The organism is Actinomadura sp. GTD37 (assembly GCF_041951365.1).
Lineage (GTDB): Bacteria > Actinomycetota > Actinomycetes > Streptosporangiales > Streptosporangiaceae > Spirillospora.
Genome location: NZ_JBGNUS010000001.1, coordinates 2313570 through 2336401, shown reverse-complemented (window position 1 = coordinate 2336401; position 22832 = coordinate 2313570). Strand labels below are relative to the sequence as shown.

Genomic DNA, 22832 nt, shown 5'->3' with positions numbered 1-22832 from the left:
GGCTCCCCTCAACGAGCCACGTCGCGTCAACTGCCCGCCGGGTGGGTGTCCACCGAGAGCTGGGATATGCAGCGCATCATCGCGTTGCGGAAGTTCTCCTTGAACTCCTCGGGGGTCTCGGCGGGGCGCCGGTGCGTCAGGTACGGGCCGAGCTTCTCCTCCAGGTTGTGGACGCCCTGCTGGGCGGCCATGTGCCGGGCGATGGCGATGAAGTCGCCCTCGTAGTGGATGACGCGGACCATGAACTCGTCCTTCACGAAGACCGCGGTGCCGAGCAGCCGGCCCACCGTCTCCCCGTTCTCGTCGCGCATGTCCGGGGTGTCGACCCGCTTGAAGCCGGCGAAGACCTCCGCCAGCTCGTCGTCGCATCCCGGCTTGACCCGGTAGGTGATCGCCGCGTACGGCATGGTGGACCTCCAAGGCGGAAAGGGAATGTGCCGCCATCGGACACGCGGCCGCTTGAGGCTCGCTGGACCGGCGGTGGGCGGCGGGTCAGCCGAGGCGGACCCGGCTGTGGTCGCCGACGACGAACCGGTGGGCGCGGGGCTGGTCGGCGACGGGGGTGATGACGACGTCCTTGCCGAGGAGGGAGTCGCGCATGCGCGGCACGCCGAGCACCGACGAGCGCTCCATGACGATGGAGAACTCCACCTCGGTGTCGCGGATCACGCAGCCGGGGCCGATGGAGGTGAAGGGGCCGAGGTAGCTGCCGCGGACGACCGCGCCGGCCCCCACGATCAGCGGGCCGACCAGCCGCGACCCGGCGACCTGCGCGCCCGCCTCGATGATGACGCGCCCGGTGATCTCGGTGGCGGCGTCGACCTCGCCGTCGATCCGCGGCTCCAGGGACTCCAGGACGAGCCGGTTGCACTCCAGCATGTCCTCGACCCGCCCGGTGTCCTTCCAGTAGCCGTGGACGATGTGGGACGTCACCCGCGTCCCCCGCTCCAGCATCCAGCGGATCGCGGTGGTGATCTCCAGTTCGCCGCGCGGGTCCGGCTTGATCGAGCGCACCGCCTCGTGCACGAGGGGCGTGAACAGGTACACCCCCATGATGGCGAGGTCGCTGCGCGGCCGCTCCGGCTTCTCCTCGACGGCGAGCAGCCGGCCGTCGGCGTCCAGTTCCGCCACGCCGAAGGAGCCGGGGTCGGCGACCGGGGTGAGCAGCAGCCGCGCGTCCGGCCGGTCGCGGCGGAACCCCTCGATCACGCCGGTCAGCCCGTCGAGGAGGAAGTTGTCGCCGAGGTAGAGGACGAAGTCGTCGTCGCCGAGGTAGTCGCGGGCGATGAGCACGGCGTGCGCGAGGCCGAGCGGCGCCTCCTGCCGGATGTAGGTGACCCGCAGGCCGAACCGGGAGCCGTCGCCGACCGCGCGGCACACCTCCTCGGCGGTGTCGCCGACGACGACGCCGACGTCCTCGACGCCCGCGTCGCGCAGCGCCTCCAGGCCGTAGAACAGGACGGGTTTGTTGGCGATGGGAACGAGTTGCTTGGCCGAGGTGTGCGTGATGGGCCGCAACCGCGTCCCATGTCCGCCGCACAGCACGAGCGCCTTCATGAGCCGACCTCCCCGCTGTCGAGTGGAACGCCGCCATCGTGGACGGCGGCGCTGGCCGCTCGCTCAAGGGGAGGTCGAGGATCATCGGTCCCGGACCGCGCCGCAATTGGCTGGCACCAGTTATCGGGCGGCCCGTTATTTCGCTCGCCAGTAATTCGAGTGCGGTTATTTACCGCGGTAGCGCGCCCCGGCGCGGAGGCTCTTACTGAGGCCGCGGAGCAGTTCCTGGAAGCCGTCGCGCAGTTTGTCCTTGGACGGCGCGAACAGCGGCACCATCCAGCGCGTCGCCCCGGAGGCGATGTTGTAGACGTGGTACTGGACCAGGCTGCCGCCTTCGTGGTCCTTGACGATGTGCTCGCCCCGGTACCACCAGTCGCCCTGGAGGGAGATGCGCCGTTCCGCCTCGTCCACCGTCACCTCGCCCATGCCCGACTCCTTGACGGCGCGCACGAGGGCCTTCCACACCTCCTTGGGCGGAGCGTCCACGACTCCGGAGGCGGACCACGACGGTTTCGAATCGGACATAGAAGGGTTCTCCTTGGCTTTTGTCCCGTGAGTCCGGAAATCTCGGAGAGAATTCCGCGTTCACTCCCATGGAACTGGTGACACCGGCTCCGGTCAAGTCGCGGCCCGTGCCGGAAAGGCGAACCGGAGGCGTCAGGGGCGGACCGCCTGGATCAGGTGCCACGGCCGCGGCAGCAGCGTGCTCGGCACGGTGACGGTCGACTCGAACTTGAACCCGGCCCCCTCCAGGAGCCCGACGAACTCGCGCTCGGTCCGGACCCGGCCGCCGGTGACGGTCTGCAGGCCGAGGCTCATGCTGTCGTACTCCGACGGCTCGTTCCCGTCCGGGCGCATCCACTCGATCACCACCAGCCGGCTGCCCGACGGGGCGCCGCGGTGGATGGAGTCGAGGATGCGCGCCGAGTCCTCGTCGCCCCAGTCGCAGAGCACCTGCTTGAGCAGGTAGAGGTCGGCGGCGGGCGGGACGTCCTCGAAGAAGCTGCCGCCGGTGAAGGACAGCCGGTCGGCGACCTCCGTGCTCGCGGCCCACTCGCGGCCGCTCTCCACGATGCCGGGCAGGTCGAACACCGTGCCGGTGACGCCCGGCGCGCCCGCGAGCAGCCGCGACAGCAGCACGCCGAGGCTGCCGCCGACGTCCACGACCGTGGACACGCCGCCGAGGTCGTGGTGCTCGGCGATCGCGGCGCCCGCGTCGCCCGCGAGGTCGGCCATGGCGGCCGCGTGCCAGGCGCGCTCGACCGGGTTGTGCCGGTAGTAGTCGTAGAGGTCCTCGCCCGCGTCGTCCGGGACGGTCTTCCCCGTCATGACCGTCTCGTGCAGCCGGCCGGCCCGGTTCCAGATGCCGGGGGTGAAATTCATCATCACGATGTTGCGCATTCCGGCCTCGGGCGAGCACAGCAGCCGGCCGAGTTCGGTGATGGCGAACGTGTCGCCGTCGGCGGTTTCGAGCAGTTCCAGGACGACGCAGGAACGCAGGAACCGGCCGAGCGAGTCGTGGTGCGCGCCGAGTTCGCCGGCGAGGTCGGCGACCGTTCTGCCGCCCTTGGCCAGCCGGTCGGCCATTTCGAACCGCACGAACGTGCAGATGATCTGCGGCTCCCACGGGCGGAAGACGATCCGGCTGAGCCGCTGTACCTGTTCGGAGGCGTGATCGAGGGACATGGAGCCACCTTTCGGCTGCGTTTCGGAAATGGCCTGGTCGATCGTCCATGCGGCCGCTCGAGCCGTGCTCGACCGGTCGCGGAGACGTTTGTCAGCGGACCGTCACGGTCGTGAACATTCCTTCGAAGGCGCTTTTCACGCCGGTCTGGGGATTGCGCACGAACGACAGGACGGCGTAGCGGCCCGGGTGCAGGTCGACACGGAACTCCGCGGTCCGTCCGGGGGAAATGGCGAGCATCCCGCCGATGGTCGCCCCGAACGGGTTCGGCACACCGGTGTCGCCATTCTGGAGGGCGTCGAAGTACCGCGCGACGTCCGCGTCCCCGGTGCCCGGGGCCACTTCGACGATGATGACCTCGTGGGGCTGCTCGGCCCGGTTGCGGACCACGACGGAGGCCCGCGACGGCCAGGTCCGCGGCATGTCGAAGCGCTGCCCGCCGCCGGGGGTCGTCCGCGCCTGGATCACGGTGCCGCCGCTGAGCGGGCGCGCGGCCGGCGGGTGCCCGGCGACGCGGAAGCGCTGCAGGTGGGTGCGGCCGGTGCCGCAGCCGTCCGTCGCGCCCTCCAGCGCCGTGTCCGACATGTAGTAGGTGCCCGGTTCGAAGTCGGAGGTGACCGACACCGGCGCGGCCGGGGTGACGGACGCGCCGCCGCGGAAGTCGACGTCGCGGTAGATGGCGCGCAGCGCGGGCAGCGACACGGCCGGGTCGGGCGAGTAGCTGTCGGCGAACTCCTGGCGGACCTGGTCCATGGTCGCGGCTCCGCGCAGCCGCATCAGCGCCCACCAGCGCCCCGCCGCGTCGGGCGTGCTCACCCGGAAGGCGAGCGGGCCCGCAGGGCGGGTGTTCGGGCCGGGCGCGCAGAACCCGTCGCCGGTCACCTCGACCGGCACGGCCCGCGGGCGGGACGGGGCCGCGGCGGGCGCGGCGGCGGCGGGCGCGGCCAGCGCCGCCGGCGGCAGCGCGACGGCGAGGGCGGCGGTCAGGACGTTCAGGGCTCTCAAGGCCGGCATGCGATCTCCTAGGCCGTGGATCGGTTTCGGGGCGGGACGGGGCCGAGGACGGTGTCGAGGTAGGCGGCGACCTGCGGGGCGTGTTCGAGCCCGCCGCGCAGCCCGATGTGGCCGTCCGGCCGGATGAGGTGGATGCCGGCGGCGTCCGGCCCGGCGTTCAGGGCGGACGACGCCGCGCCGTCGACGTCGACGATGACCTCGACGCGCGGGTCCAGCCCGGTCATGAGCCGGCCGATCACCCGCCGGTCCGGGCGGGGGCCGGGCAGCACGAGCAGCGTCCAGCGGCCCTCCCACCGGCCCGGGGCCCGCCGGCCCGCCTGCGGCCCGGCGGTGCCGCCGAGCAGGTCGCGGGTGAGCGGCGAGTCCGGGTAGTCGATGGCGAGCTGGGTGCGCTTCGGGCGGTTCACCGCGATCGCGGCGAGCAGCTGGTCGCGGTCGGGGGCCTCCTGGACGCCGAAGTCCAGCGACCGCTCGGTGCGCGCGAGCAGCTCCTCGGCGACGGGGCGCCGCTCGGCCTCGTAGGTGTCCAGGAGCGTCTCGGGGGCGCCCTCCCCGGCCACCGCGGCGAGCTTCCAGCCCAGGTTGAAGGCGTCCTGGACGCCGGTGTTCATGCCCTGCGCGTGCACCGGCGCGAACACCCGCGCCGAGTCCCCCGCGAGCAGCACCCGCCCGGCGCGCATCCGGTCCGCGAACCGGTTCTGCAGCCGCACCCGCCAGGCGAACCGGCCGTCGTCCAGGCCGACCTCGTCGACGCCGCAGAGCGGCGCCATCGCCGCCGCGATCTCGGCGGGCGCGGGGTCGCCGCGCTCCCCGGCGTCCCCGGCGCTCTGCCGGACGACGAAGACCCGGTGCCGGCCGTCCGGCAGCGGCACGCAGCCCACGTGCCCGCCCGCGCCGAAGAACAGGTGGGCCTCGTCCGGCGCGAGGGCGAACGGCAGCCGCACCCGCGCGTCGATCTGCAGCATCCGCAGGCCGGCGAACCGGCGCCACTCGCGCCACGCCACGCCGACCGAGTCGCGGACGCCGCTGGCCGCGCCCTGCGCGGCCACCAGCCAGGCCGCCCGGATGACCGACCGCCGTCCCCCTTCGTGGTGCAGGGCGACGGTGACGCCGTCCTTCTCCTGCGTCACCGCCCCGGCGGACGTGCCGCGCTGCACCGGCACGCCCATGTCCGCGAGCCGCCGCTCCAGGTACCGCTCGGTGACGTTCTGGCCGACGACCAGCGGGTACGGGCGGTCGCTGCGGGGCTCGGCCATGTCGACCGTGCCGATCCGCTCGCCGAAGAGGTGGTAGACGCGCCGCGCCATCCGGGCCCCCTCGGCGGCGTAGTCGTCCACCGGCAGGCCCATGGCGTCGAAGACCTCCAGGGTGCGCTGGTAGACGGTGCACCCGCGGGTGCTCTCCCGGGGGGCGGGGCGCTCCTCCACCACACGGCAGGGCACACCGCGCCGGGTCAGCTCCACCGCCACGGTCAGGCCGACCGGCCCGGCCCCCACGATCAGCACCTCGGTCTCCATCAGGCCGCTCATGGGACGGATTGTGGGACCGGCGGGTCGTCGCGCGCTCGAATCGGCACGGGCCCGCGGCGCGCGGCGCCCCGGCGGCTTCGAGTGATCTTCCAGCCGGGGCCCCTACCGTCGGCCTGGCCTTCCGCCGCTGGACGGCGACGATCCCGAGAGCCCTGCCGGGGAACGGCGACGATCCCGAGAGCCCTGCCGGGTCACGACGACGCGAGGTCTTCGATGATGCGACACAGATCCCGATCCCTCTTCGCCGCGGCCCTGGCGGTCCCGCTGCTGGGCGCGCCCGCGGTGGCCGCCCCGGCGTCGGCGGCCGCCCCGGCGCCGCTCGCGCGGGTCTCGGGGGCCAGCCCCTTCGCCGGGTGCACGGCGGACGAGTTCCCCGGCGACACCTACACGCTGGACGTCGAGGCCGAGCCGACGCTGGCGATCGATCCAACCGACCCGCGCCGCCGCGTCGTCGGCTGGCAGCAGGACCGGTGGGCGTACGGCAGCGCGCGCGGCATGGCGACCGCGGTGACCGCCGACGGCGGCCGGTCCTGGCGGCAGGTGACGCCGCCCCTGACGATCTGCTCCGGCGGCCCGTACGGCCGGATCACCAACCCGTGGCTGACGTTCGGGCCGGACGGGCGGCTCTACGCGACCGCGATGGTCGCCGGGGTCGCCCCGCTGACCACCGGCGTCGCCGTCCTCACCTCCGACGACGGCGGGCGCAGCTGGAGCGCGCCGGTGGAGGTCGCCGCCGACCCGATGACCGGGTACTTCCACGACAAGCCGGCCCTCACCGTCGACCCCCGCCACCCGCGCCGCGCGTACCTCGTGTGGAACCGGCACGGCAAGACGGACCAGCAGCACGACCTGCTGTTCAGCCGCACCACCGACGGCGGCCGGACGTGGGAGCCCGCCCGCTCCGTCTACCGCCCGCCCGTCGGCGACGGGACGATCGGCAACCAGATCGTCGTGCTGCCGGACGGCACCCTCCTCGACCTGTTCCACGAGGGCCCCTTCGCGCCCGGCGGGGCGGCGGCCGCGGCCGGCGCGCCGGCGCGCGCCGCCGCGGACGGGCCCGAGCTGCTGCGCGTCATGCGGTCCGCCGACGGCGGCACGACCTGGTCGGCGCCCGCGACGATCGCGGCGACCGAGCTGGGCGTCCCGGTCCTGCCGGGGACGGCCACGCCGATCGTCGGCGCCTCGCTCGTCCCGGACGCGGCCGTGGACGCCAGGGGCCGCGTGTACCTGGTGTGGAACGACGCGCGGCTCAGCGAGAGCCGCAGCGCGGTCGCGCTGACCTCCTCGTCCGACGGCGGGCGGACCTGGACGCCGCCGCGCCGGGTGAACGGGACGCCCGACTCGCCGCCCGGCGGCGCCGGGCAGGCGTTCACCCCGCAGGTCGACGCCGCCCCGGACGGCGCCCTCGCCGTCACCTACTACGACCTGCGCGACGACACCGCCGCGGCGGGCGCCTCCACCGCGCACTGGATCGCGACCTGCGACGGGGCGGGCTGCGCCCGCGGCCAGGGCTTCCAGGAGCGGCGCCTCGCCGGGCCGTTCGACCTGGACAAGGCGTTCCGCTGGTTCAGCGGCCCGTACCTCGGGTCCTACACCGGGCTGGCGCACACGCGGACCGGGTTCGTGTCGGCGTTCGTGATGAGCGGCGAGCGGGCCGGCGATCCGCAGGACGTGTACGTCCGCGAGTGCGCCGGGCGGTGCCATGTCCGCTGACGAGACCGTTCCCGTGCTGGTCGTCGGGGGCGGGCTGACGGGCCTGTCCGCGGCGGTGTTCCTGCGCCGGCTCCGCGTCCCCGTCACCGTCGTCGAGCGGCACCGCGGGATCCTGGTGCATCCCCGGGCCCGCACCGTCAACCCGCGCACCCAGGAGCTGTTCCGGCAGGCGGGCCTCGCCGAGGACGTGCTCGACCGGCGCAACGTCAACACCGGCGAGCTGATGATCACGGCGGAGACCCTCGCCGGTCCGGAGCGCAGCAGGCTGGGCGGCGAGCCCGCCGAGGACCCGGCCGAGTTCAGCCCGTGCCCGTGGGTCCCGGTCGACCAGGACCGGCTGGAGGCGCTGCTGCGCAAGCGCGCCGCCGAGCTCGGCGCGCGGCTGTGCTTCGGCACGGAGCTGACGTCCTTCGAGCAGGACGCGGACGGCGTGCGCGCGGTCGTCGCGGACCGCGACACCGGCGCCGAGCGCACCATCGCGGCCCGGTACCTGATCGGCGCGGACGGCGCGGACAGCCCGGTGCGCGAGCGGCTGGGCATCCCGAGCGAGGGGCCCGGCCTGCTCGGCGACACCGTGACGCTGGCGTTCGAGGCGGACCTGTCGCGGCACGTGCGCGACCGCCGCATCGCGGTGTGCCACGTGGACCGGCCGGTGCCCGGCACGGTGATCGTCCCGCACGACGGCGCCGACCGGTGGGTGTTCAGCGTCCCGGTCACCCGGGTGGACGCGACCGAGGCCGCCGACATGATCCGCAAGGCGGTGGGCGACCCGGCCCTGGAGCCGCGCATCGTCCCGCAGCTGCGGGACGGCACCCGGCTGCTGCGCTACCGGATCGGCGCCGTCGTCGCCGAGCGGTTCCGCGCCGGACGGGTGTTCCTGGCGGGCGACGCCGCGCACGCGATGCCGCCGGTGGGGGCGCTCGGCTCCGGCACGGGCATCCAGGACGTCCACAACCTGGCCTGGAAGCTCGCCGCCGTGCTGGACGGGCACGCCGGCGCCGCGATCCTGGACGGCTACGAGGCCGAGCGCAGGCCGGTGGCCGCCTTCACCATGCGCCAGGCCCTGCTGCAGATGCGGGACCGGACCGGGCGGAACGTGCTCGGCACCGACGAGCCCGCCGCCCCCTACTACGCGGTCGTCTTCGGCTACCGGTACGGGGCCGGCGGCGCGGGCCCGGAGGCGTTCCCGCCCGAGGAGCTGACCGGGCAGCCCGGCACCCGCGCCCCGCACGCGTGGATCCGGCGGGACGGCCGGACGATCTCCACGCTCGACCTCTACCGCGACCGCCCGGTGCTCGTCGCCGGGCCGGACGGCGGCCGGTGGTCCACGGGCGCGCGCACGGCGGCGGACCGGCTCGGCGTCCCCCTGGACGTCCACCGGTTCGGCGACGGCCTGCACGACCCCGGCGACGTGTGGGACGACGGCCACCGCATGCCCGCGAACGGGGCCGTGCTCGTCCGGCCCGACGGGTTCGTCGCCTGGCGCAGCCCGGATCGTCCCACCGCCGACGCGGGGGACCTGGTCGCGGGCGCGCTCGCCGGCCTCTTCCACGTCGGCTCCTGAGCCCGCACGCCCACGGCGGGCCGCGCCGTGGGGCCCCTTCCGGCCGAGAGCGAGGAACCCGCCATGCGCGTACTCTTCACCACTTTTCCCGCCCCCTCCCACTTCTTCCCGATGGTCCCGCTGGCCTGGGCGCTGCGCGCCGCGGGCCACGAGGTCGCCGTCGCCTCCCAGCCGTCCTACCTCCAGGCGGTGCGCGGCACCGGGCTGCCCGCGGTGAAGGCCGGCGTCGACGTCGACCTCGGCGCGGTCTGGTACCGGGACGGCGAGACCGACCCGGGCTGGCGGAGCAGCGAGGAGGCGCGCGCCGCCCGCGGGATGCGGATGTTCGCGGCGGTCGCCGAGGCGATGGCCGACGACGTCATCGCGTTCGCGCGTCGCTGGCGGCCGGACGTCGTCGTGTACGAGCCGCGCGGCTACGCCGGGCTGGTGGCGGCGGAGGTCCTCGGGCTGCCGCTGGTGCGCCACCTGTGGGGCACCGACTACACCTGCGAGCGGTGGGACGTCGAGTCGCCCGCGCTGCTCCCCCTGCTGGAGCGGCACGGCGTGCCGGACGCCGACCACCTGGGCGCCGTCACCCTCGACGTGTGCCCGCCGCGCCTGCAACTGGCCGAGGCGCCCAACCGCACGATGATGCGGTACGTGCCGTTCAACGGCTCCGGCATCGTCCCGGACCTGCCCGCCGGCCCGCGCGAGAAGCCGCGCGTGTGCGTCACGTGGGGGACGACGTTCGTCAAGCAGACCGGCCACCTGGACCCGGTGCGGTCCGCGGTGGAGGCGCTCTGCGACCTGGACGTCGACATCCTCGTCGCGATCGGCACGGGCCACCGGCACCTGATCGGCGAGCTGCCGGCCGGTACGCCGGTGCTGGAGTCGGTGCCGCTCAACCTGTCGCTGCCCGCCTGCGACGCGATCGTCCACCAAGGCGGCGCCGGCACCACGATCACCGCCGCGGTACTCGGGGTGCCGCAGCTGGTGGTGCCCTCGTTCGCCGACGAGCCGGTCAACGCGCGGCAGGTCGCCGCGAGCGGGGCGGGGCGCTCGCTGCCGCTGGCCGAGACGACGGTCGACCGCATCCGCGCGGAGGCCGGCGCCCTGCTGGAGGACGCCGGCTACGCGGTGGCCGCACGCGAGATCCGGGACGAGGTGGCCGGGCTCCCCGCGCCCGCCGCCCTCGTCGCGGCGATGGAGGCGCTCGGCGACCGGGGGCGGCGGGGGCAGGTCCTCAGCCCGCGCTGACGTCGGCGCGGAACTCCAGGACGGTCGTTCCGGCGGCGGCGCGCCGCCCGGTGAGGCGCAGGCCCGCCGCGGCGGCGAGCCGCCGGTACTCCCCGGCCGAGCGCTCCCGGCCGCCGGCGGACACGAGCATGTCGATGTCCAGCAGCCGCACGACGTCCAGCGTGTTGAGCTCGCCGGTGACCATCTCGATCACGTGCACGCGGCCGGCGTCGCCGGCGGCCCGCGCCACGTTGCGCAGGATGCGGACGACGGCGTCGTCGTCCCAGTCGTGCAGCACGTGCTTGAGCAGGTAGGCGTCGCAGCCGGCGGGGATCTCGGCGAAGAAGTCGCCGGCGACGCACTCGGCGCGGTCGGCGACGCCCCGTTCGGCCAGGAAGGGGCCGGCGTCCTCGACCGCCGCCGGGCGGTCGAACAGCAGCCCACGGCAGCCCGGGTGGCGGAGCAGCACCTCGGCCAGCAGGTAGCCCTGGCCGCCGCCGACGTCGGCCACCCGGGACCCCGGCGGCAGGTCGATGACCGCGGCGACGGCGGCCGAGCCCCGGCGGCTGGCCGCGGTCATCGCGCGGTGGAAGAGGCCGGCCAGCTCCGGCCGGTCCTCCAGGTAGGCGAACAGGGACGTCCCGAAGACGTGGTCGAACGCGGGCAGGCCGGTGCGCGCGGAGTGCAGGATCGCCTCGTAGGGCCGCCAGAACAGCTCGGTGCCGTTCATCAGCACCAGGTCCCGGACGCTCTGCTGGGCGTCGGCGCGCAGGAACTCCGACATCGGGGTCAGCCGGAACCGGCCCTCGGGCTCCTCCGCGAACACCCCGAAGGACGCGGCCGCGCGCAGCAGCCGCGACAGCGTCGGCTCGTGCGTGCCGGTGCTGCGGGCCAGCTCGCCGACCGGGAGCGGGCCGTCGGCGAGCCGGTCCGGGACGCCCAGTTCGGTGAGCGCCCAGACGACCGGCGCGACGACCCGGCCCATCGTCAGGATCATCAGCCGGTGCCGGGCCGGCAGCGCGGCCAGCGCCTCGAAGGCGGCGCGGTCGGCGCGGTCGTCTTCGTCCCGCGGCGGCACCGCGGTGGTGGTGTCGGTCATGCGTCACCCCTGTCGTGAGTCGTGTGCGTGCCCGGCGACGCGTGCTCGGCGAGCACGGCCAGGTCCTTGTCGCCGTCCCCGCGGTCGACGGCCCGCGTCACGATCTCCAGCGCCCGCTCGGCCAGCGGCAGCCCGCCGCCCGCGACGGCGGCGAGGTCGACGGCGTGCCGCAGGTCCTTGGCCATCAGGCTGGTGCGGAAGGCGGCGGGCTCGTACCGGCGCTCGCGCATGATCGCCGCGCGGAACGCCATCACCATGGACGCGACCCCGCTGGAGGCCACGCAGTCGAGGACGGCGTCGCGGTCCAGCCCGGCGCCGCGGCCCAGCTCGGCGGCCTCGGCCAGGGCGGCGATCTCCGTCCCGATGAGCATGTTGAGGACGAGCTTCATGACGGCGGCCGAGCCGGGCGGCCCGAAGTGCCGGACGTCCTTGCCGACCGCGTCCAGCACGCCGCGCGCCGCGTCCACGTCCGCCGGGTCCCCGGCGGTCAGCACGCGCAGCTCCCCGGACCGGGCCTGCATCGGGTTGCCGAAGACGCACGCCTCGACCCGGCGGACGCCGAGGGCGGCGAGCCGGCGCGCGGCGTCGCGGGCGAAGTCCGGCGAGACCGTGGAGGTGTCGACGACGAGGGCGCCCTCGGCGAGCCGCGGCGCCGCGTCGCCGAAGAGCACCTTCTCGACCGCGGGCTCGTCGGCGAGGCTCACGACGACGACGCCGGCCCCGTCCACCGCCTCGGCGGCCGTCTCAGCCGCCCGCGCCCCCGCCTCGACCACCGGTGCGGCCTTGGCCGCCGTCCGGTTGTAGACGCGGACCTCGTAGCCCGCCTCGACCAGGCGCGTGGCCATGCCCGCGCCCATCACGCCCAGGCCGAGGAAGCCCAGGGCCCGTCCGCCGCCGTCGTCGCTCATGAGATCTCCTTGTCCGGCATGGTCAGAGTCCGGCATGGTCAGACACCGCAGTCGGCCGGGACCGTCGCCCCGGTCACGGCCCTGGACAGGTCGCCCGCGAGGAACAGCACGACGCCGGCGACGTCCTCGGGCCGGGCCAGCCGGCGGAGCGCGGTCATCCCCGCGAGCCGTTCCCGGATCTGGGCCGGCGGGCCGCCGCCGTCCCGCTTGTCGACGAAGCCGGGCAGCACCGTGTTGACGCGGATGCCGCGCGGCCCGAGCTCCTTGCTCAGCGAGCTGGTCAGCCCGAGCACGCCCGCCTTGGACGCGGCGTAGTGCGCCCGTCCGGGGGCGCCGCGCTGCGCCAGCGAGCTGCCGACGTTGACGATCGACCCGCCGTCGTCCAGCAGCCCCAGCGCGGCGCGGGTGACCAGGTACATCGAGGTGAGGTTGGCGTCGAGCACCCGCCTCCACTCGGCGCGGTCCAGCTCCGCCAGCTCGGCGGACGCGTCCACGCCCAGGTTGTTGACGAGCACGTCGAGGCCGCCGAACGCCTCGCGGCAGCGGGCGGCCAGCAGCTCGGCGCCCGCCTCGGTGGTCGCGTCGGCGCGGACGACGCGGTGCCCGCCGCCGATCGCGTCCAGCTCGGCGGCCAGCTCCTTCGCCGCGGTCTCGTCCCGGTGGTAGCCGGCGACGACGCGGCCGCCCGCCCGCGCCACCGCGAGGGCGACCTCGCGGCCCACCCCGCGGGTGCCGCCGGTCACCAGGGCCCGCCTGTCTCGCAGTCCTATGTCCATGTCACTCCTCAGATCACCGCGGCGGTCGCGTTCACCAGCACCGCCGCGATCGCCAGGGCGGTGCGCAGCAGGTGCCAGCGCCGCCACTCGGCGCGCGGGTCCCGCCAGTCCGCGGGCAGCGGCGCGTCCGGGTCCAGGCCCTTGACCTGGCGGTTCAGCGGGACGTTCAGCAGGTGGGACACGCCCGACACCGCGACGAGCAGCACCGCCCCGGCGAGGAACAGCAGCCGTGCGGCCCCGCTGTCGGCGATCACCGCGAGCACCAGGCTGGTCAGCGCCGAGGTCAGCACGATCAGCGGCATGGTGGGGTCCCAGTTGCGGCCGAGCAGCTGGTGGATGCGTACGTAGAGGGGCGGGGACACCGCCCGCAGCGTGGGGACGACGCTGACGGCCACGGCGAGCAGCACGCCCGCGGTGATGCCGCTCCCCGAGAGCGCTACGACGCCGAGCGCGTTGTCCAGCACGGGTGCTCCCTCCGGTCGGCTCGGTTGCGGCGGACGCCGGCGGCGTCCGCACACGGCCAGCGTCGGGCGTCCTCCTTGAGCCGTGCTTGAGGCCGGTCGGCGGTCCGGCGTCGAGCGGCCCTCGAACCGGGCGGCCGACGATGCCCGTCGCGGAAGCAGCCGAGCCAGGGAGCGGACATGGCCGACGCAGACATGACCGACGCCGACGCCGGGGCGACCGGCCGGGAGGAACTGCGTTTCCCGCCGCGGGTGCCGCCGGGCCCCGATCCGGCGCGGGAGTACGCGCGGCTGCGGGAGCACGAGCCGGTCGCGCGGGTCCGGCTGCCCGACGGGCGGCCCGCCTGGCTGGCCAGCCGCTACGCCGACAACCACCGGCTGCTCGCGGACGAGCGGCTCAGCCGGGCCGCCGCCGCCCGCGAGGGCGCGCCGCGGGTGCGCGGCATCGCGCTGGAGGCCGGCTCGATCACCACGCTGGACCCGCCGGAGCACACCCGGCTGCGGCGGCTGATCGCCGGGGAGTTCACCGCGCACCGGATGCGGCGGTTCCGGCCGCGCATCGGCGCGATCGCGGCGGAGCTGGCGGACGCCATGGCCGCCGCCGGTCCCCCGGCCGACCTGGTGGCCGGGTACGCCGCCCCGCTGCCGATCAGGGTGATCAGCATGCTGCTGGGCGTCCCGGAGCCCGACCACGACCGGTTCCGCTCGTGGGCGGACGACTACCTGGGCACCACCGGCACCGACCCCGACACGGTGCGGCGCGCGGCCGAGGGGCTGCGCGGCTACTTCGGCTCCCTGGTCGCGGCGCGCCGCGCCGACCCCGGCGACGACCTCCTCAGCTCCCTGGTGACCGCGCAGGACGAGGAGCGGCTCACCGAGCAGGAGCTGGTCGCGCTCGGCGTCACCCTCCTCGTCGCCGGGTACCAGACGGCGGCCGGCATGATCGCGGGGTCGGTGCAGACGCTGCTCGACCATCCCGGCCAGCTCGCCGCGCTGCGCGCCGACCCGGGGCTGATGCCCGCGGCGGCCGAGGAGCTGCTGCGCTACGTGGCGGTCTCCGCGAGCGGCGGGACGATCCGCGTCGCGACCCGCGACCTGGACCTCGGCGGGACGCGGATCCGGGCCGGCGAGGCCGTCCTCCCGGCGATCACCTCGGCCAACCGGGACACCGCCGTGTTCGCCGACGCCGACCGGCTCGACCTGCGCCGCGACCCCAACCCGCACCTGGCGTTCGGGCACGGCGCGCACCGCTGCCTGGGCGCCGCGCTGGCGCGGGCGGAACTGGCGGTCGCGCTGGGCACCCTGCTGGAGCGGTTCCCCGGGCTGCGGCACGCCGAGCCCGGACGTCCGCCGGAGTGGCGGACCGGCGGCATGATCCGGGGCCCGCTGGCCCTGCCGGTCGCCTGGTGAGAGGGCGCGCAGATGCCCCCCGGCGACGGAGGAGCCGAGATGACGCGGGCGGCGGAGGAGCCGAGATGAACCTCGTGACGGAGGAGCGCAGATGACGCGGGCGATGGAGGAGCCGAGATGACGCGGTATCGGAGCGCGGTGGTGACCGGCGCGTCGGGCGGCATCGGCGCGGCGTTCGCGCGCCGGCTGGCCGCCGAGGGGTGCGCGCTGGTCCTGGTCGCGCGGGACGGGACGCGGCTGGCGGCGCTGGCCGCCGAGCTGGAGCGCGACCACGGGGCCGACGTGGAGCCGCTGCCCGCCGACCTCGCCGACCCGGCCGGCCTGGAGCGGGTCGCCGCGCGGCTGGCCGACCCGGGCCGTCCGGTCGACCTGCTCGTCAACGGGGCCGGGGTGCTGGGCGGCATCGGCCCGCTCGCCCGCCGGGAGCCCGCCGAGCTGGCGCACGGCCTGGCCCTCAACACCGGCGCGCTGGTCCGGCTGACCCGGGCCGCGCTGCCCGGGATGCTCGAACGCGGCCACGGCGGCGTCGTCAACGTCTCGTCGGTGATGGGCTTCCTGCCCGCGCCCGGCGGCGCCCCGTACGCGGCCGCCAAGGCGTTCGCGACGTCGTTCAGCGAGAGCCTGCACGGCGAGGTCTGCTGGAACGGCGTGCACGTCACCGCGCTGTGCCCCGGGTCGACCGGCGGGACGCGGCTGCACCGCTCCGCCGGGCACCGCGAGTCGGGGCGCCTCGGCAGGCTGCTCGACGTGGACGACGTGGCGCGCGACGCGCTGGACGCCGTGGCCGCCGGGCGCCCGGTCTGCGTCCCCGGGCTGGACTACCGGTGGCGGGTCGCCATGTCGCGGGTACTGCCGCGGCGGCTCGTGCGGGCCCGCTACTACAAGCGGTGGGGCCGCCGGCTGGCCGGCGGCCCCGGTACTCCATCTGACAGTGCTTCGTCCGACCGTGCTTCGTCGGACCGTGCTTCGTCGGACGCTCAGCAGCCCAGGTCGGCCGGGCCGAAGCCGTAGCGCTCGCCCTTGGACGACGCGTGGAGCGTGACGATCACGTTCCCGTCGTTGTCGACCTGCGCCGCCTCGCCGGTCATCGTCAGCTTGTCCGGCGACAGCAGCGTGCCGGTCTGCTTGACGCGCACCGTGCCGGTCACCTTGCCGTCGTCGGAGATGACGAAGTGCCGGTAGTCCACCGCGAACGCGGCGGCGCCGGTGGCCGTCCAGGTGCCGAAACCGACGATCTTCGACGCGCCGCCGGTGCCGGTGAGCAGGCCGTCCCCGCCGAACGCGAACAGGCCCGGCTCGGGCGGGAAGTCGGGCAGGTCGGTGATGGTCACGGTGACCGCCCACGTGCCCGGCAGCGGGATCCGGACCCGCGCCCCGGTGTCGGCCGACGCCGGGTCCGGCGCGAGCGCCGCGGTCAGCAGTGCCGCCGCGCCCGCCGCGGGCACCAGCCGCCCGCCCTTCCCGATCAGTTCACGGCGTCCCATTCCTTCGCCCACGGGGCGGCTCCTCTCGTCGCGGACGGTTTCCGCGCAGGAGGCTCGCACCCGCGGATCGACGTCCGCTCGACGTCCGGTCCACCGGGCTTCTAGGGCACCTCGACCGGCATACCGAAGGCTTCGGCCTGGGCCTCGACACGCGGCATGCGGGACGTGGGCGAGGTGACGACGCCGTCTACGAAAGGGCCGTTCATGCTAGCTGAGACTTTCGTCAGCGCCGGTCACAGGCTCATCGGCGACCACGCCCCCGAGGGGCGGGACTACTGGGCCAGGCGGTTCTGGGACCGCGAGGAGGTGGAGAGCCGCCCCGTGCTGGGCGACGACTTCCGGGCGCAGAAGAAGAAGATCGCCGAGTACATCGAGGGGCACGGCCGGGACGCCGACCGGGTGCTGGAGTTCGCCTGCGGCACCGGCGAGTTCACCGCGATGGCCGCCGGCCTCACCTCGGCGAAGGAGATCCTCGCGAACGACATCTCCGAGCAGGCGCTCAAGATCACCGGCGACCGGGTCGACCACCCCGGGCTCACGCTGCGCCAGGGCGACTTCTGGAAGCTCGACGACATCGAGCCCGCGCCGCTCGTCCTCTGCGTGGACGCGATCCACCACATGGGGCAGGTGCGGAAGGTCCTGGAACGGCTGAAGACGTTCGTGGAGCCCGGCGGCACCTTCGTCGGCAACCTGTGGACGATCGACAACTACCACGACTACCAGCGCGGCCGCTACGGGGCGGGCCGGCACCTCGGCCGCTCCGCGCTGTTCTTCGCCAACGCGGCCGTGATGCGCGCGACGGGCGGCCGCGTCCGCTGGGCGTCGTACCGGACGCAGCTGCTGCGCGCCGCCGCGGTGGAGCCCCTCCTGCACGAGGTCTTCGACGAGGTCGTGGAGGTCTACACGACCCGCTTCTTCGTGGCCTTCGTCTGCCGCCGCGCCGAGCGCTAGCGGTTCACCGGGTGCGTTGACCTGCGGCGTGTTGTTGTTATGGCGCGGTTCATAACAACAACACGCCGCAGGTCAACGCGGCCCGGTTCAGGTTCCCGCCGGGGCCACCCCGCCGCGCACCCGGTCGGCGGCGAACTCGCGCAACCCGGCCGCCAGCCCGACGCGGGGCCGCCAGCCCAGCTCGTCCATGATCCGGGCGGGTGAGGCGAACACGTGCCGCACGTCCGCCACCCGGTACTCGCCGGTCACGACGGGCGGCGGCCCGCCGGCCGCGACGGCCAGCGAACTCGCGACGTCGAGGATGGTGTGCGGGGTCCCGCTGCCGACGTTGTAGGCGCGGAACCCCGGGCCGCTCCGCTGGAGCGCGGCGACGTTGGCCTCCGCCACGTCGTCCACGTGGACGAAGTCGCGGCGGGGCAGGCCGTCCTCGAACACCCGGGGCGGGCGCCCCTGCACCACGGCGTGGTGGAACGTGCCCGCCACGCCGGTGTAGGAGCTGCCGAGCATCCCGGACCCGTAGACGCTGTGGTAGCGCAGCGCCGCGGCGCTGCCGCCCGTGTCGGTCGCCCACGCCGCCACCAGGTTCTCCTGCGCCAGCTTGGTCACCGCGTAGATGTTGTACGCGGGGGCGAGCGGGTCGTCCTCCTCGATCGCCTCGGCGGCCAGCTCGTGCCCGCACGCGGCGCAGCGCGGCTCGAACCGCCCGGCGTCCAGGTCCGGCACCGTCCTGCGCCGGGGGCGCACCAGGCCGTGGCGGGGGCAGCGGTACCGGCCCTCCCCGTAGACCACCACGGAGCTGGCGTACGCGAGCCGCGCCACGCCCGCCTCGACCATCCCGACGAGCAGCGTCGCGGTGCCGAGGTCGTTGCAGTCGGCGTACCGGCGGGCGTCCAGGATCTCCCGCCCGCGCCCCACCATGGCGGCGTGGTGGCTGACCGCGTCAACGCCGCGCAGCGCCTCCCGCACGGCGTCCTCGTCGCGCAGGTCGCCGTGGACGAACTCCACGCCGTCGGGCAGCCGCGGCTCGGCGAAGTGCAGCTCGGGCAGCAGGGCGTCCAGGACGCGCACCCGGTGGCCGGCGGCCAGCAGCGCCGCCGCCACACGCGATCCGATGAACCCGGCTCCGCCGGTGACCAGAACGTGCATCACACGTACCTCTTCCTCGTTCGGGCGCCTCGATCAGGTTCACAGCGGCCGTCGAGCCGCCGCTGGAACCGTTCGGGACGTGGTTGCTCACAGGAACGCGAACACGGAACCGGAACCGGTGGCCGTGGTGGGAGCGGGCGGATTCATCGGCGCCCGGCTCACCGAGGCGCTGACGATGGCGGGCGTTCCCACGGCGCCCGTCACCCGCGCGACCCCGGCGGTGGCGGACGGGCTCCCCGCGCCCGCCCTGCGCACCGCCCGGACGATCTTCTACCTGGCCAGCAGCGTCAACCCGGCGCTCGCCGAGCGGCACCCCGAGCGGGTCGCCGCCGACCACGCCGCGTTCACCGGGCTGCTGTCCGCGCTGCGCCGCGCCGGGGACCGCCCGGCGCTGATCCTGGCCGGCAGCGCCGGCGCGGTGTACGCGCCGCACGCGGCCCCGCCGTACCGGGAGACCGCCCCGCTCGGCCCGGCCTCCGCGTACGGCCGGGCCAAGGCGGAGCTGGAGCGGGCGCTGTTCGACGCGCGCGACGCGGTCCGCCCGATCGTGGTGCGGATCGCCAACGCCTACGGCCCCGGCCAGCGGACCGGGACCATGCAGGGCGTCGTCGGGCACTGGCTGGAGGCCGCGGCGGCCGGGCAGCCGCTGCGGCTCTACGGGCCGCCGGAGGCGTGCCGCGACTACGTGTTCGTGGACGACGTCGTCGAGGCGTTCCTGCACGCCCGTCACCTCGTCCGCCGGCGGCCCGAGGCGGGCACGCCGGAGGTGTTCAACGTCGGCTCCGGCGTGCCCGTGTCCCTCGGCGAGCTGGCCCGGTCCGTCGCCGCGGCGATCGGGCGGGAGCCGCGTGTGGAGCGGCTGCCCGCCCGCGGGTTCGACCGCCGCGACGTGTGGTTCGACGTGCGGCGCGCGGGCGAGGTCCTCGGCTGGCGGCCGCGGACCCCGCTGCCGGACGGGCTGCGCCGCACCTGGCTCACGCTCACCGCGGCGACGGCGCCCACCGGACCGGTCCGCTAGCGCGACGAGGCCGACGGCGCCGACGAGGAGGCCGGCGGCCCGCCGAGCAGGGCCCGGCCGGTCATCTCGTAGACGACGTGCATGGTGACCATCGACGCCGACGCCCGGAACGGGTGCAGCCGGGTGCGGTGGTCCAGATGCTGCGGGCTCTTCTCGAACTCGCGGAAGCCCGGCTCGCTCACCCAGTCGCTGACGACGTAGTACACGCCGTCCTCGTCGTCGCTGCGGGACAGCCACTGGCGCAGGTTGGCGGGGTCCTCGGTGATCGCGTGCCCGACCTTGTACCAGGTCTCCTCGAACTCCCGCTCCTTGCCGGGGTGGATGTGCATCCTCAGCATGACGCGGAAGATGCCGGAGGTCGCGCCCGTGTCCGCCGCGCCCATGTCAGATTCCTCCGTCGACGTTGAGGGTCTCCCCGGTGATCCACGCGCCGAGGTCGCTCGCCAGGAAGAGCACCGCGCCGGCGATGTCGGCGGGCTGCCCCAGCCGGCCGAGCGCGGTGAGCCGCTGGTACCGCTCCTGGACCTCGGGCGGGACGTCCTCCTCGGTCTGCACCGGGCCGGGCGCCACGAGGTTGACGCGGTAGCCCCGCGGGCCGAGCTCCTTGCACAGCGACCGGGTCAGGCCGGTGAGGCCCGCCTTGGACGCGGTGTAGTGGGCGCGCAGCGGGATGCCGACCGTGGCCACCTTCGAGCCGACGTTGATGATCGAGGCGCCGGGCGTCAGCAGCGGCAGGGCCTTCTGGGAGACCAGGTAGGCGCCGGTCAGGTTGACGTCCAGGATGCGCCGCCACTCGTCCGCGCCGAGCTTCTCGAACGGCACGTGGCTGATCGCGCCGGCGTTGTTGACCACCACGTCGAGCGAGCCGAGGTGGGCGCGGCACTCGCCGATCAGCCGCTCGATGTCGGCCTCGTCGCCGATGTCGGCCTTGACGACCTTGTGGTCCCCGGGCGTCTCGGCCAGCTCCTTGACCAGGCTGTCGACGGCCGGGCCGTCCTGCCGGTGGCAGGTCAGCACGGTCGCGCCGGCGCGGGCGAACGCCAGCGTGATCGCCCGGCCGATGCCGCGGGTGCCGCCGGTGACCAGCACGCGGCGGCCGGTGTGGTCGAAGCGGACGCCGCCGGCGGCGCGCTCCGCGGCCTCCTCGACGATCCGCTTGATCCGCTCCATCTGAAGCGCGGTGTTGTGGTTGAGGCGCGCGGTCATGCCGGCGTCGTCCAGCGGGGCGTCCGGCTTCATCGCGAAGTCCTGCGTCCAGCGCATCCGCACGCCGCCCTCGACGTGCTCGTACTCCCAGTGCAGGTTCATGTACTGGAAGACGCCGGTCTCCACGCGGTGGGCGTCGACGGTCCGGGTGGCCGGGTCGGGCGTGCGCTCGGACACCCAGCTCCAGACCGTGCCGTTCTCGTCGGGGTGCAGCGCGAGCCGGAAGCGGACGGTGTCGCCGTCGCGCTCCAGGATCTCGGCGGAGCCGTACTCGCTGAAGAGCCGGGGCCAGGACTCGACGTCGTTGGTCATGTCCCAGAGCAGGTCCATCGGCGCGTTGATGACGATCGAGTTGTCGGTGTGTCCCGCCATGGTGCGGATTCCTCCTGGACGTCGCCGGGTCGGGGAACTGAACGGTTTCGCGCGGGGCTAGAGCGCCTCTGGAGCGACGGTGGTGACCCCGTGCACCTCGATGAGCCGGTTCGCCTCGGTGACCGCGTTCATCCGATGACCTCGGCCTGCGCCATCATTCCCATGGACGAGTGGTCCAGGAGGTGGCAGTGGTACAGGTACCGGCCGAGGTGCCGGTCGAAGCGGACCTTGAGCCGCACGTCGCCGCCGATCGGGACGGCGACGGTGTCCTTGCGGCCCGCCTCGTGCCCGGTGACCGGCTGCCCGTTGCGGTCCAGGACCTGGAAGTGCGTGCCGTGCACGTGGAAGTTGTGCGGCACCGACGGCTGGACGTCGCGGTTGTGGACGCGCCAGATCTCCGTCTCCCCGCGCTTGATCTGCCTGTCGACGCGGTCCATGTCGAACGTCTTGCCGTCGATGACGAACTGGCCGATGGACAGGTCGAGCTTCATCTCGATGTCCCGCGTGGCCACGGCCTCGCCGAGGTCGTGGGCGCGGCCGAGCCGCTCCGGCACGCGGCTGGGGTCGGGGACGCGGCGCCCGACGTCGAACCGCATGAGGCTCGCGGTCGCCTCGTCCGTCCCGTCGGCGTTGTGCAGGACGACCTGGGTGCCGGGACGGTACCGGGAGAAGTCCACGACCACGTCCACGCGCTCCGCGGGCGACAGCGTGATGCCGGTGGCGGTGACCGGGGCGGGCAGCAGGCCGCCGTCGGACGCGATGACCGTCATCGCGTCGCCGTCGCCCTCGCCGAGCCGCAGCGTGAAGTACCGCTCGTTGGAGCCGTTGAGCAGCCGCAGCCGGTACTTGCGGCCGTCCACCCTCATGTACGGCTGCGGCCGGCCGTTGACGAGCAGGGTGTTGCGGTACCGGAAGTCGTCCATCTCGAAGAGGAGCCGGCCCTGCTCGTCGAAGCGCGCGTCGCGCAGCATGAGCGGCACGTCGTAGCGGCCGGACGGCAGGCCCAGGCGGCGCTCCCGGCGGTCGTCGACGAGGTAGAACCCGGCCAGCCCGCGGAAGACCATCTCGGCCTCCATGTGGTGGCTGTGGTCGTGGTACCACAGCGTCGCCGACGGCTGCCGGTTGTCGTAGACGTACCGCCGCTGCGCGCCGGGAGCGATGGCGTCGGCGGGATGCCCGTCCTGGCCGGGCGGGACGAGGCCGCCGTGCAGGTGCACCACGGTCTCGTGCATCATGGCGTTCGTCTGCCGGACGACGACCCGGCGGCCCGCCTCGGCGCGGATGGTCGGGCCGGGGAAGCGTCCCTCATAGCCCATGATCGGGGTGCTGACGCCGGGCAGGATCTCCGCGGCGCCGTCCCGGATCGTCATGTCGTAGTAGTCGGTGGTCGCCGTCCGGCGCACCGGGACCGCCACCTCGGGCAGGCTCAGCGGCACCGAGAACGGCGGGGGCGTGGTGACGTCCGCCCACGCGCGGCCCCGCCGCCCGAGCGCCGCCGCCGTCCCCGGCACCACCGCCGCGCCGGCGGCGACCGCCCCCAGCCTGATGACTCCGCGTCTGCTCAGCATCGGTCGTCCCTCCTCATCGGTGATCGGGCAGGGACACGGTCGCGCGGTGTTCTCAAGGGGCGCTGGAGGGACGTGCCCGGGGAGCGCCGGGGGAGCCATCTCGCTCGGGAATCGAGCAGCCGTTGCGAGCGTGCGGCGACGCTCCGGGAGACAGCGA

22 protein-coding genes are annotated in these 22832 nt (G+C 74.8%); 7 read left to right on the top strand and 15 right to left on the bottom strand.

Features of this window, described 5'->3' with window-relative positions; all coding sequences use genetic code 11:
* Positions 1-26: 26 nt before the first annotated feature.
* The 6 genes from ACA511_RS11235 to ACA511_RS11210 all read right to left on the bottom strand — a co-directional run bounded on the left by ACA511_RS11235 (position 27) and on the right by ACA511_RS11210 (position 5784).
* The gene (locus ACA511_RS11235; RefSeq protein WP_375024058.1) at positions 27-407 is read right to left on the bottom strand and encodes a SchA/CurD-like domain-containing protein; all 381 of its coding nucleotides are present in this window, start codon (positions 405-407) and stop codon (positions 27-29) included.
* A gap of 85 nt (positions 408-492) precedes the next feature.
* Positions 493-1557, bottom strand: coding sequence for a glucose-1-phosphate thymidylyltransferase (locus ACA511_RS11230; protein ID WP_375024057.1), 1065 nt, complete (start codon positions 1555-1557; stop codon positions 493-495).
* Positions 1558-1722: 165 nt separating this feature from the next.
* Positions 1723-2082: a hypothetical protein gene (locus ACA511_RS11225; protein WP_375024056.1), complete on the bottom strand. Its 360-nt coding sequence runs from the start codon at positions 2080-2082 to the stop codon at positions 1723-1725.
* A gap of 132 nt (positions 2083-2214) precedes the next feature.
* Positions 2215-3243: a methyltransferase gene (locus ACA511_RS11220; protein WP_375024054.1), complete on the bottom strand. Its 1029-nt coding sequence runs from the start codon at positions 3241-3243 to the stop codon at positions 2215-2217.
* Between the two features lie 91 nt (positions 3244-3334).
* Positions 3335-4255 carry a hypothetical protein gene (locus ACA511_RS11215; protein WP_375024053.1) on the bottom strand — a complete coding sequence of 307 codons (921 nt, stop codon included), beginning with the start codon at positions 4253-4255 and terminating at the stop codon, positions 3335-3337.
* Between the two features lie 8 nt (positions 4256-4263).
* Positions 4264-5784 carry an FAD-dependent monooxygenase gene (locus ACA511_RS11210; protein WP_375024052.1) on the bottom strand — a complete coding sequence of 507 codons (1521 nt, stop codon included), beginning with the start codon at positions 5782-5784 and terminating at the stop codon, positions 4264-4266.
* A 216-nt stretch (positions 5785-6000) separates the two neighbouring features.
* On the opposite strand from ACA511_RS11210, the gene ACA511_RS11205 reads away from it, so the two are divergent.
* The 3 genes from ACA511_RS11205 (at position 6001) to ACA511_RS11195 (ending at position 10297) form a co-directional block, all read left to right on the top strand.
* Entirely contained in the window at positions 6001-7497 is a 1497-nt protein-coding gene (locus ACA511_RS11205) for a sialidase family protein (protein ID WP_375024051.1), read from the top strand.
* Positions 7487-9061, top strand: coding sequence for an FAD-dependent oxidoreductase (locus ACA511_RS11200; RefSeq protein WP_375024050.1), 1575 nt, complete (start codon positions 7487-7489; stop codon positions 9059-9061). The genes ACA511_RS11205 and ACA511_RS11200 overlap by 11 nt, the downstream gene beginning before the upstream one ends.
* Positions 9062-9124: 63 nt before the next feature.
* On the top strand, positions 9125-10297 hold the full coding sequence (locus ACA511_RS11195; protein WP_375024049.1) for a nucleotide disphospho-sugar-binding domain-containing protein: 1173 nt from the start codon (positions 9125-9127) through the stop codon (positions 10295-10297).
* On the opposite strand, the gene ACA511_RS11190 is transcribed toward ACA511_RS11195, so the two are convergent.
* The 4 genes from ACA511_RS11190 to ACA511_RS11175 are packed head-to-tail and all read right to left on the bottom strand — an operon-like array spanning position 10284 to position 13523.
* Positions 10284-11375 carry a methyltransferase gene (locus ACA511_RS11190; RefSeq protein WP_375024048.1) on the bottom strand — a complete coding sequence of 364 codons (1092 nt, stop codon included), beginning with the start codon at positions 11373-11375 and terminating at the stop codon, positions 10284-10286. The genes ACA511_RS11195 and ACA511_RS11190 overlap by 14 nt on opposite strands.
* On the bottom strand, positions 11372-12283 hold the full coding sequence (locus ACA511_RS11185; RefSeq protein WP_375024047.1) for an NAD(P)-dependent oxidoreductase: 912 nt from the start codon (positions 12281-12283) through the stop codon (positions 11372-11374). Before ACA511_RS11185 ends, ACA511_RS11190 begins: the two co-directional genes overlap by 4 nt.
* A 38-nt stretch (positions 12284-12321) precedes the next feature.
* Positions 12322-13059, bottom strand: coding sequence for an SDR family NAD(P)-dependent oxidoreductase (locus ACA511_RS11180; RefSeq protein ID WP_375024046.1), 738 nt, complete (start codon positions 13057-13059; stop codon positions 12322-12324).
* Between the two features lie 8 nt (positions 13060-13067).
* A complete protein-coding gene (locus ACA511_RS11175) occupies positions 13068-13523 on the bottom strand; it encodes a DUF1772 domain-containing protein (RefSeq protein ID WP_375024045.1) in 456 nt (151 codons plus the stop codon).
* Between the two features lie 177 nt (positions 13524-13700).
* Here ACA511_RS11175 and ACA511_RS11170 point away from each other — a divergent pair, with 177 nt between their 5' ends.
* Together ACA511_RS11170 and ACA511_RS11165 are read left to right on the top strand one after the other, a co-directional pair.
* Positions 13701-14930 carry a cytochrome P450 gene (locus ACA511_RS11170; protein ID WP_375024043.1) on the top strand — a complete coding sequence of 410 codons (1230 nt, stop codon included), beginning with the start codon at positions 13701-13703 and terminating at the stop codon, positions 14928-14930.
* Between the two features lie 117 nt (positions 14931-15047).
* Entirely contained in the window at positions 15048-15941 is an 894-nt protein-coding gene (locus tag ACA511_RS11165) for an SDR family NAD(P)-dependent oxidoreductase (protein WP_375024042.1), read from the top strand.
* Here the strand turns inward: ACA511_RS11165 and ACA511_RS11160 are convergent.
* On the bottom strand, positions 15908-16426 hold the full coding sequence (locus tag ACA511_RS11160) for a hypothetical protein (RefSeq protein WP_375024041.1): 519 nt from the start codon (positions 16424-16426) through the stop codon (positions 15908-15910). The genes ACA511_RS11165 and ACA511_RS11160 overlap by 34 nt on opposite strands.
* 192 nt (positions 16427-16618) lie before the next feature.
* Here ACA511_RS11160 and ACA511_RS11155 point away from each other — a divergent pair, with 192 nt between their 5' ends.
* Positions 16619-17365: a class I SAM-dependent methyltransferase gene (locus tag ACA511_RS11155; RefSeq protein ID WP_375024040.1), complete on the top strand. Its 747-nt coding sequence runs from the start codon at positions 16619-16621 to the stop codon at positions 17363-17365.
* Positions 17366-17452: 87 nt separating this feature from the next.
* On the opposite strand, the gene ACA511_RS11150 is transcribed toward ACA511_RS11155, so the two are convergent.
* Positions 17453-18511, bottom strand: coding sequence for an NAD-dependent epimerase/dehydratase family protein (locus tag ACA511_RS11150; RefSeq protein WP_375024039.1), 1059 nt, complete (start codon positions 18509-18511; stop codon positions 17453-17455).
* Positions 18512-18629: 118 nt separating this feature from the next.
* Between ACA511_RS11150 and ACA511_RS11145 the strand changes: the two genes are divergently transcribed.
* Positions 18630-19529: an NAD-dependent epimerase/dehydratase family protein gene (locus ACA511_RS11145; RefSeq protein WP_375024038.1), complete on the top strand. Its 900-nt coding sequence runs from the start codon at positions 18630-18632 to the stop codon at positions 19527-19529.
* Here ACA511_RS11145 and ACA511_RS11140 read toward each other — a convergent pair.
* The 3 genes from ACA511_RS11140 to ACA511_RS11130 form a co-directional block, all read right to left on the bottom strand.
* The gene (locus tag ACA511_RS11140; RefSeq protein WP_375024037.1) at positions 19526-19912 is read right to left on the bottom strand and encodes an antibiotic biosynthesis monooxygenase family protein; all 387 of its coding nucleotides are present in this window, start codon (positions 19910-19912) and stop codon (positions 19526-19528) included. The two genes, ACA511_RS11145 and ACA511_RS11140, sit on opposite strands and share 4 nt — an antisense overlap.
* A 1-nt stretch (position 19913) precedes the next feature.
* Entirely contained in the window at positions 19914-21107 is a 1194-nt protein-coding gene (locus tag ACA511_RS11135; protein ID WP_375024036.1) for an SDR family oxidoreductase, read from the bottom strand.
* 128 nt (positions 21108-21235) lie between these two features.
* Positions 21236-22675, bottom strand: a complete 1440-nt coding sequence (locus ACA511_RS11130) for a multicopper oxidase family protein (RefSeq protein WP_375024035.1) — start codon at positions 22673-22675, stop codon at positions 21236-21238.
* Positions 22676-22832: the final 157 nt, after the last annotated feature.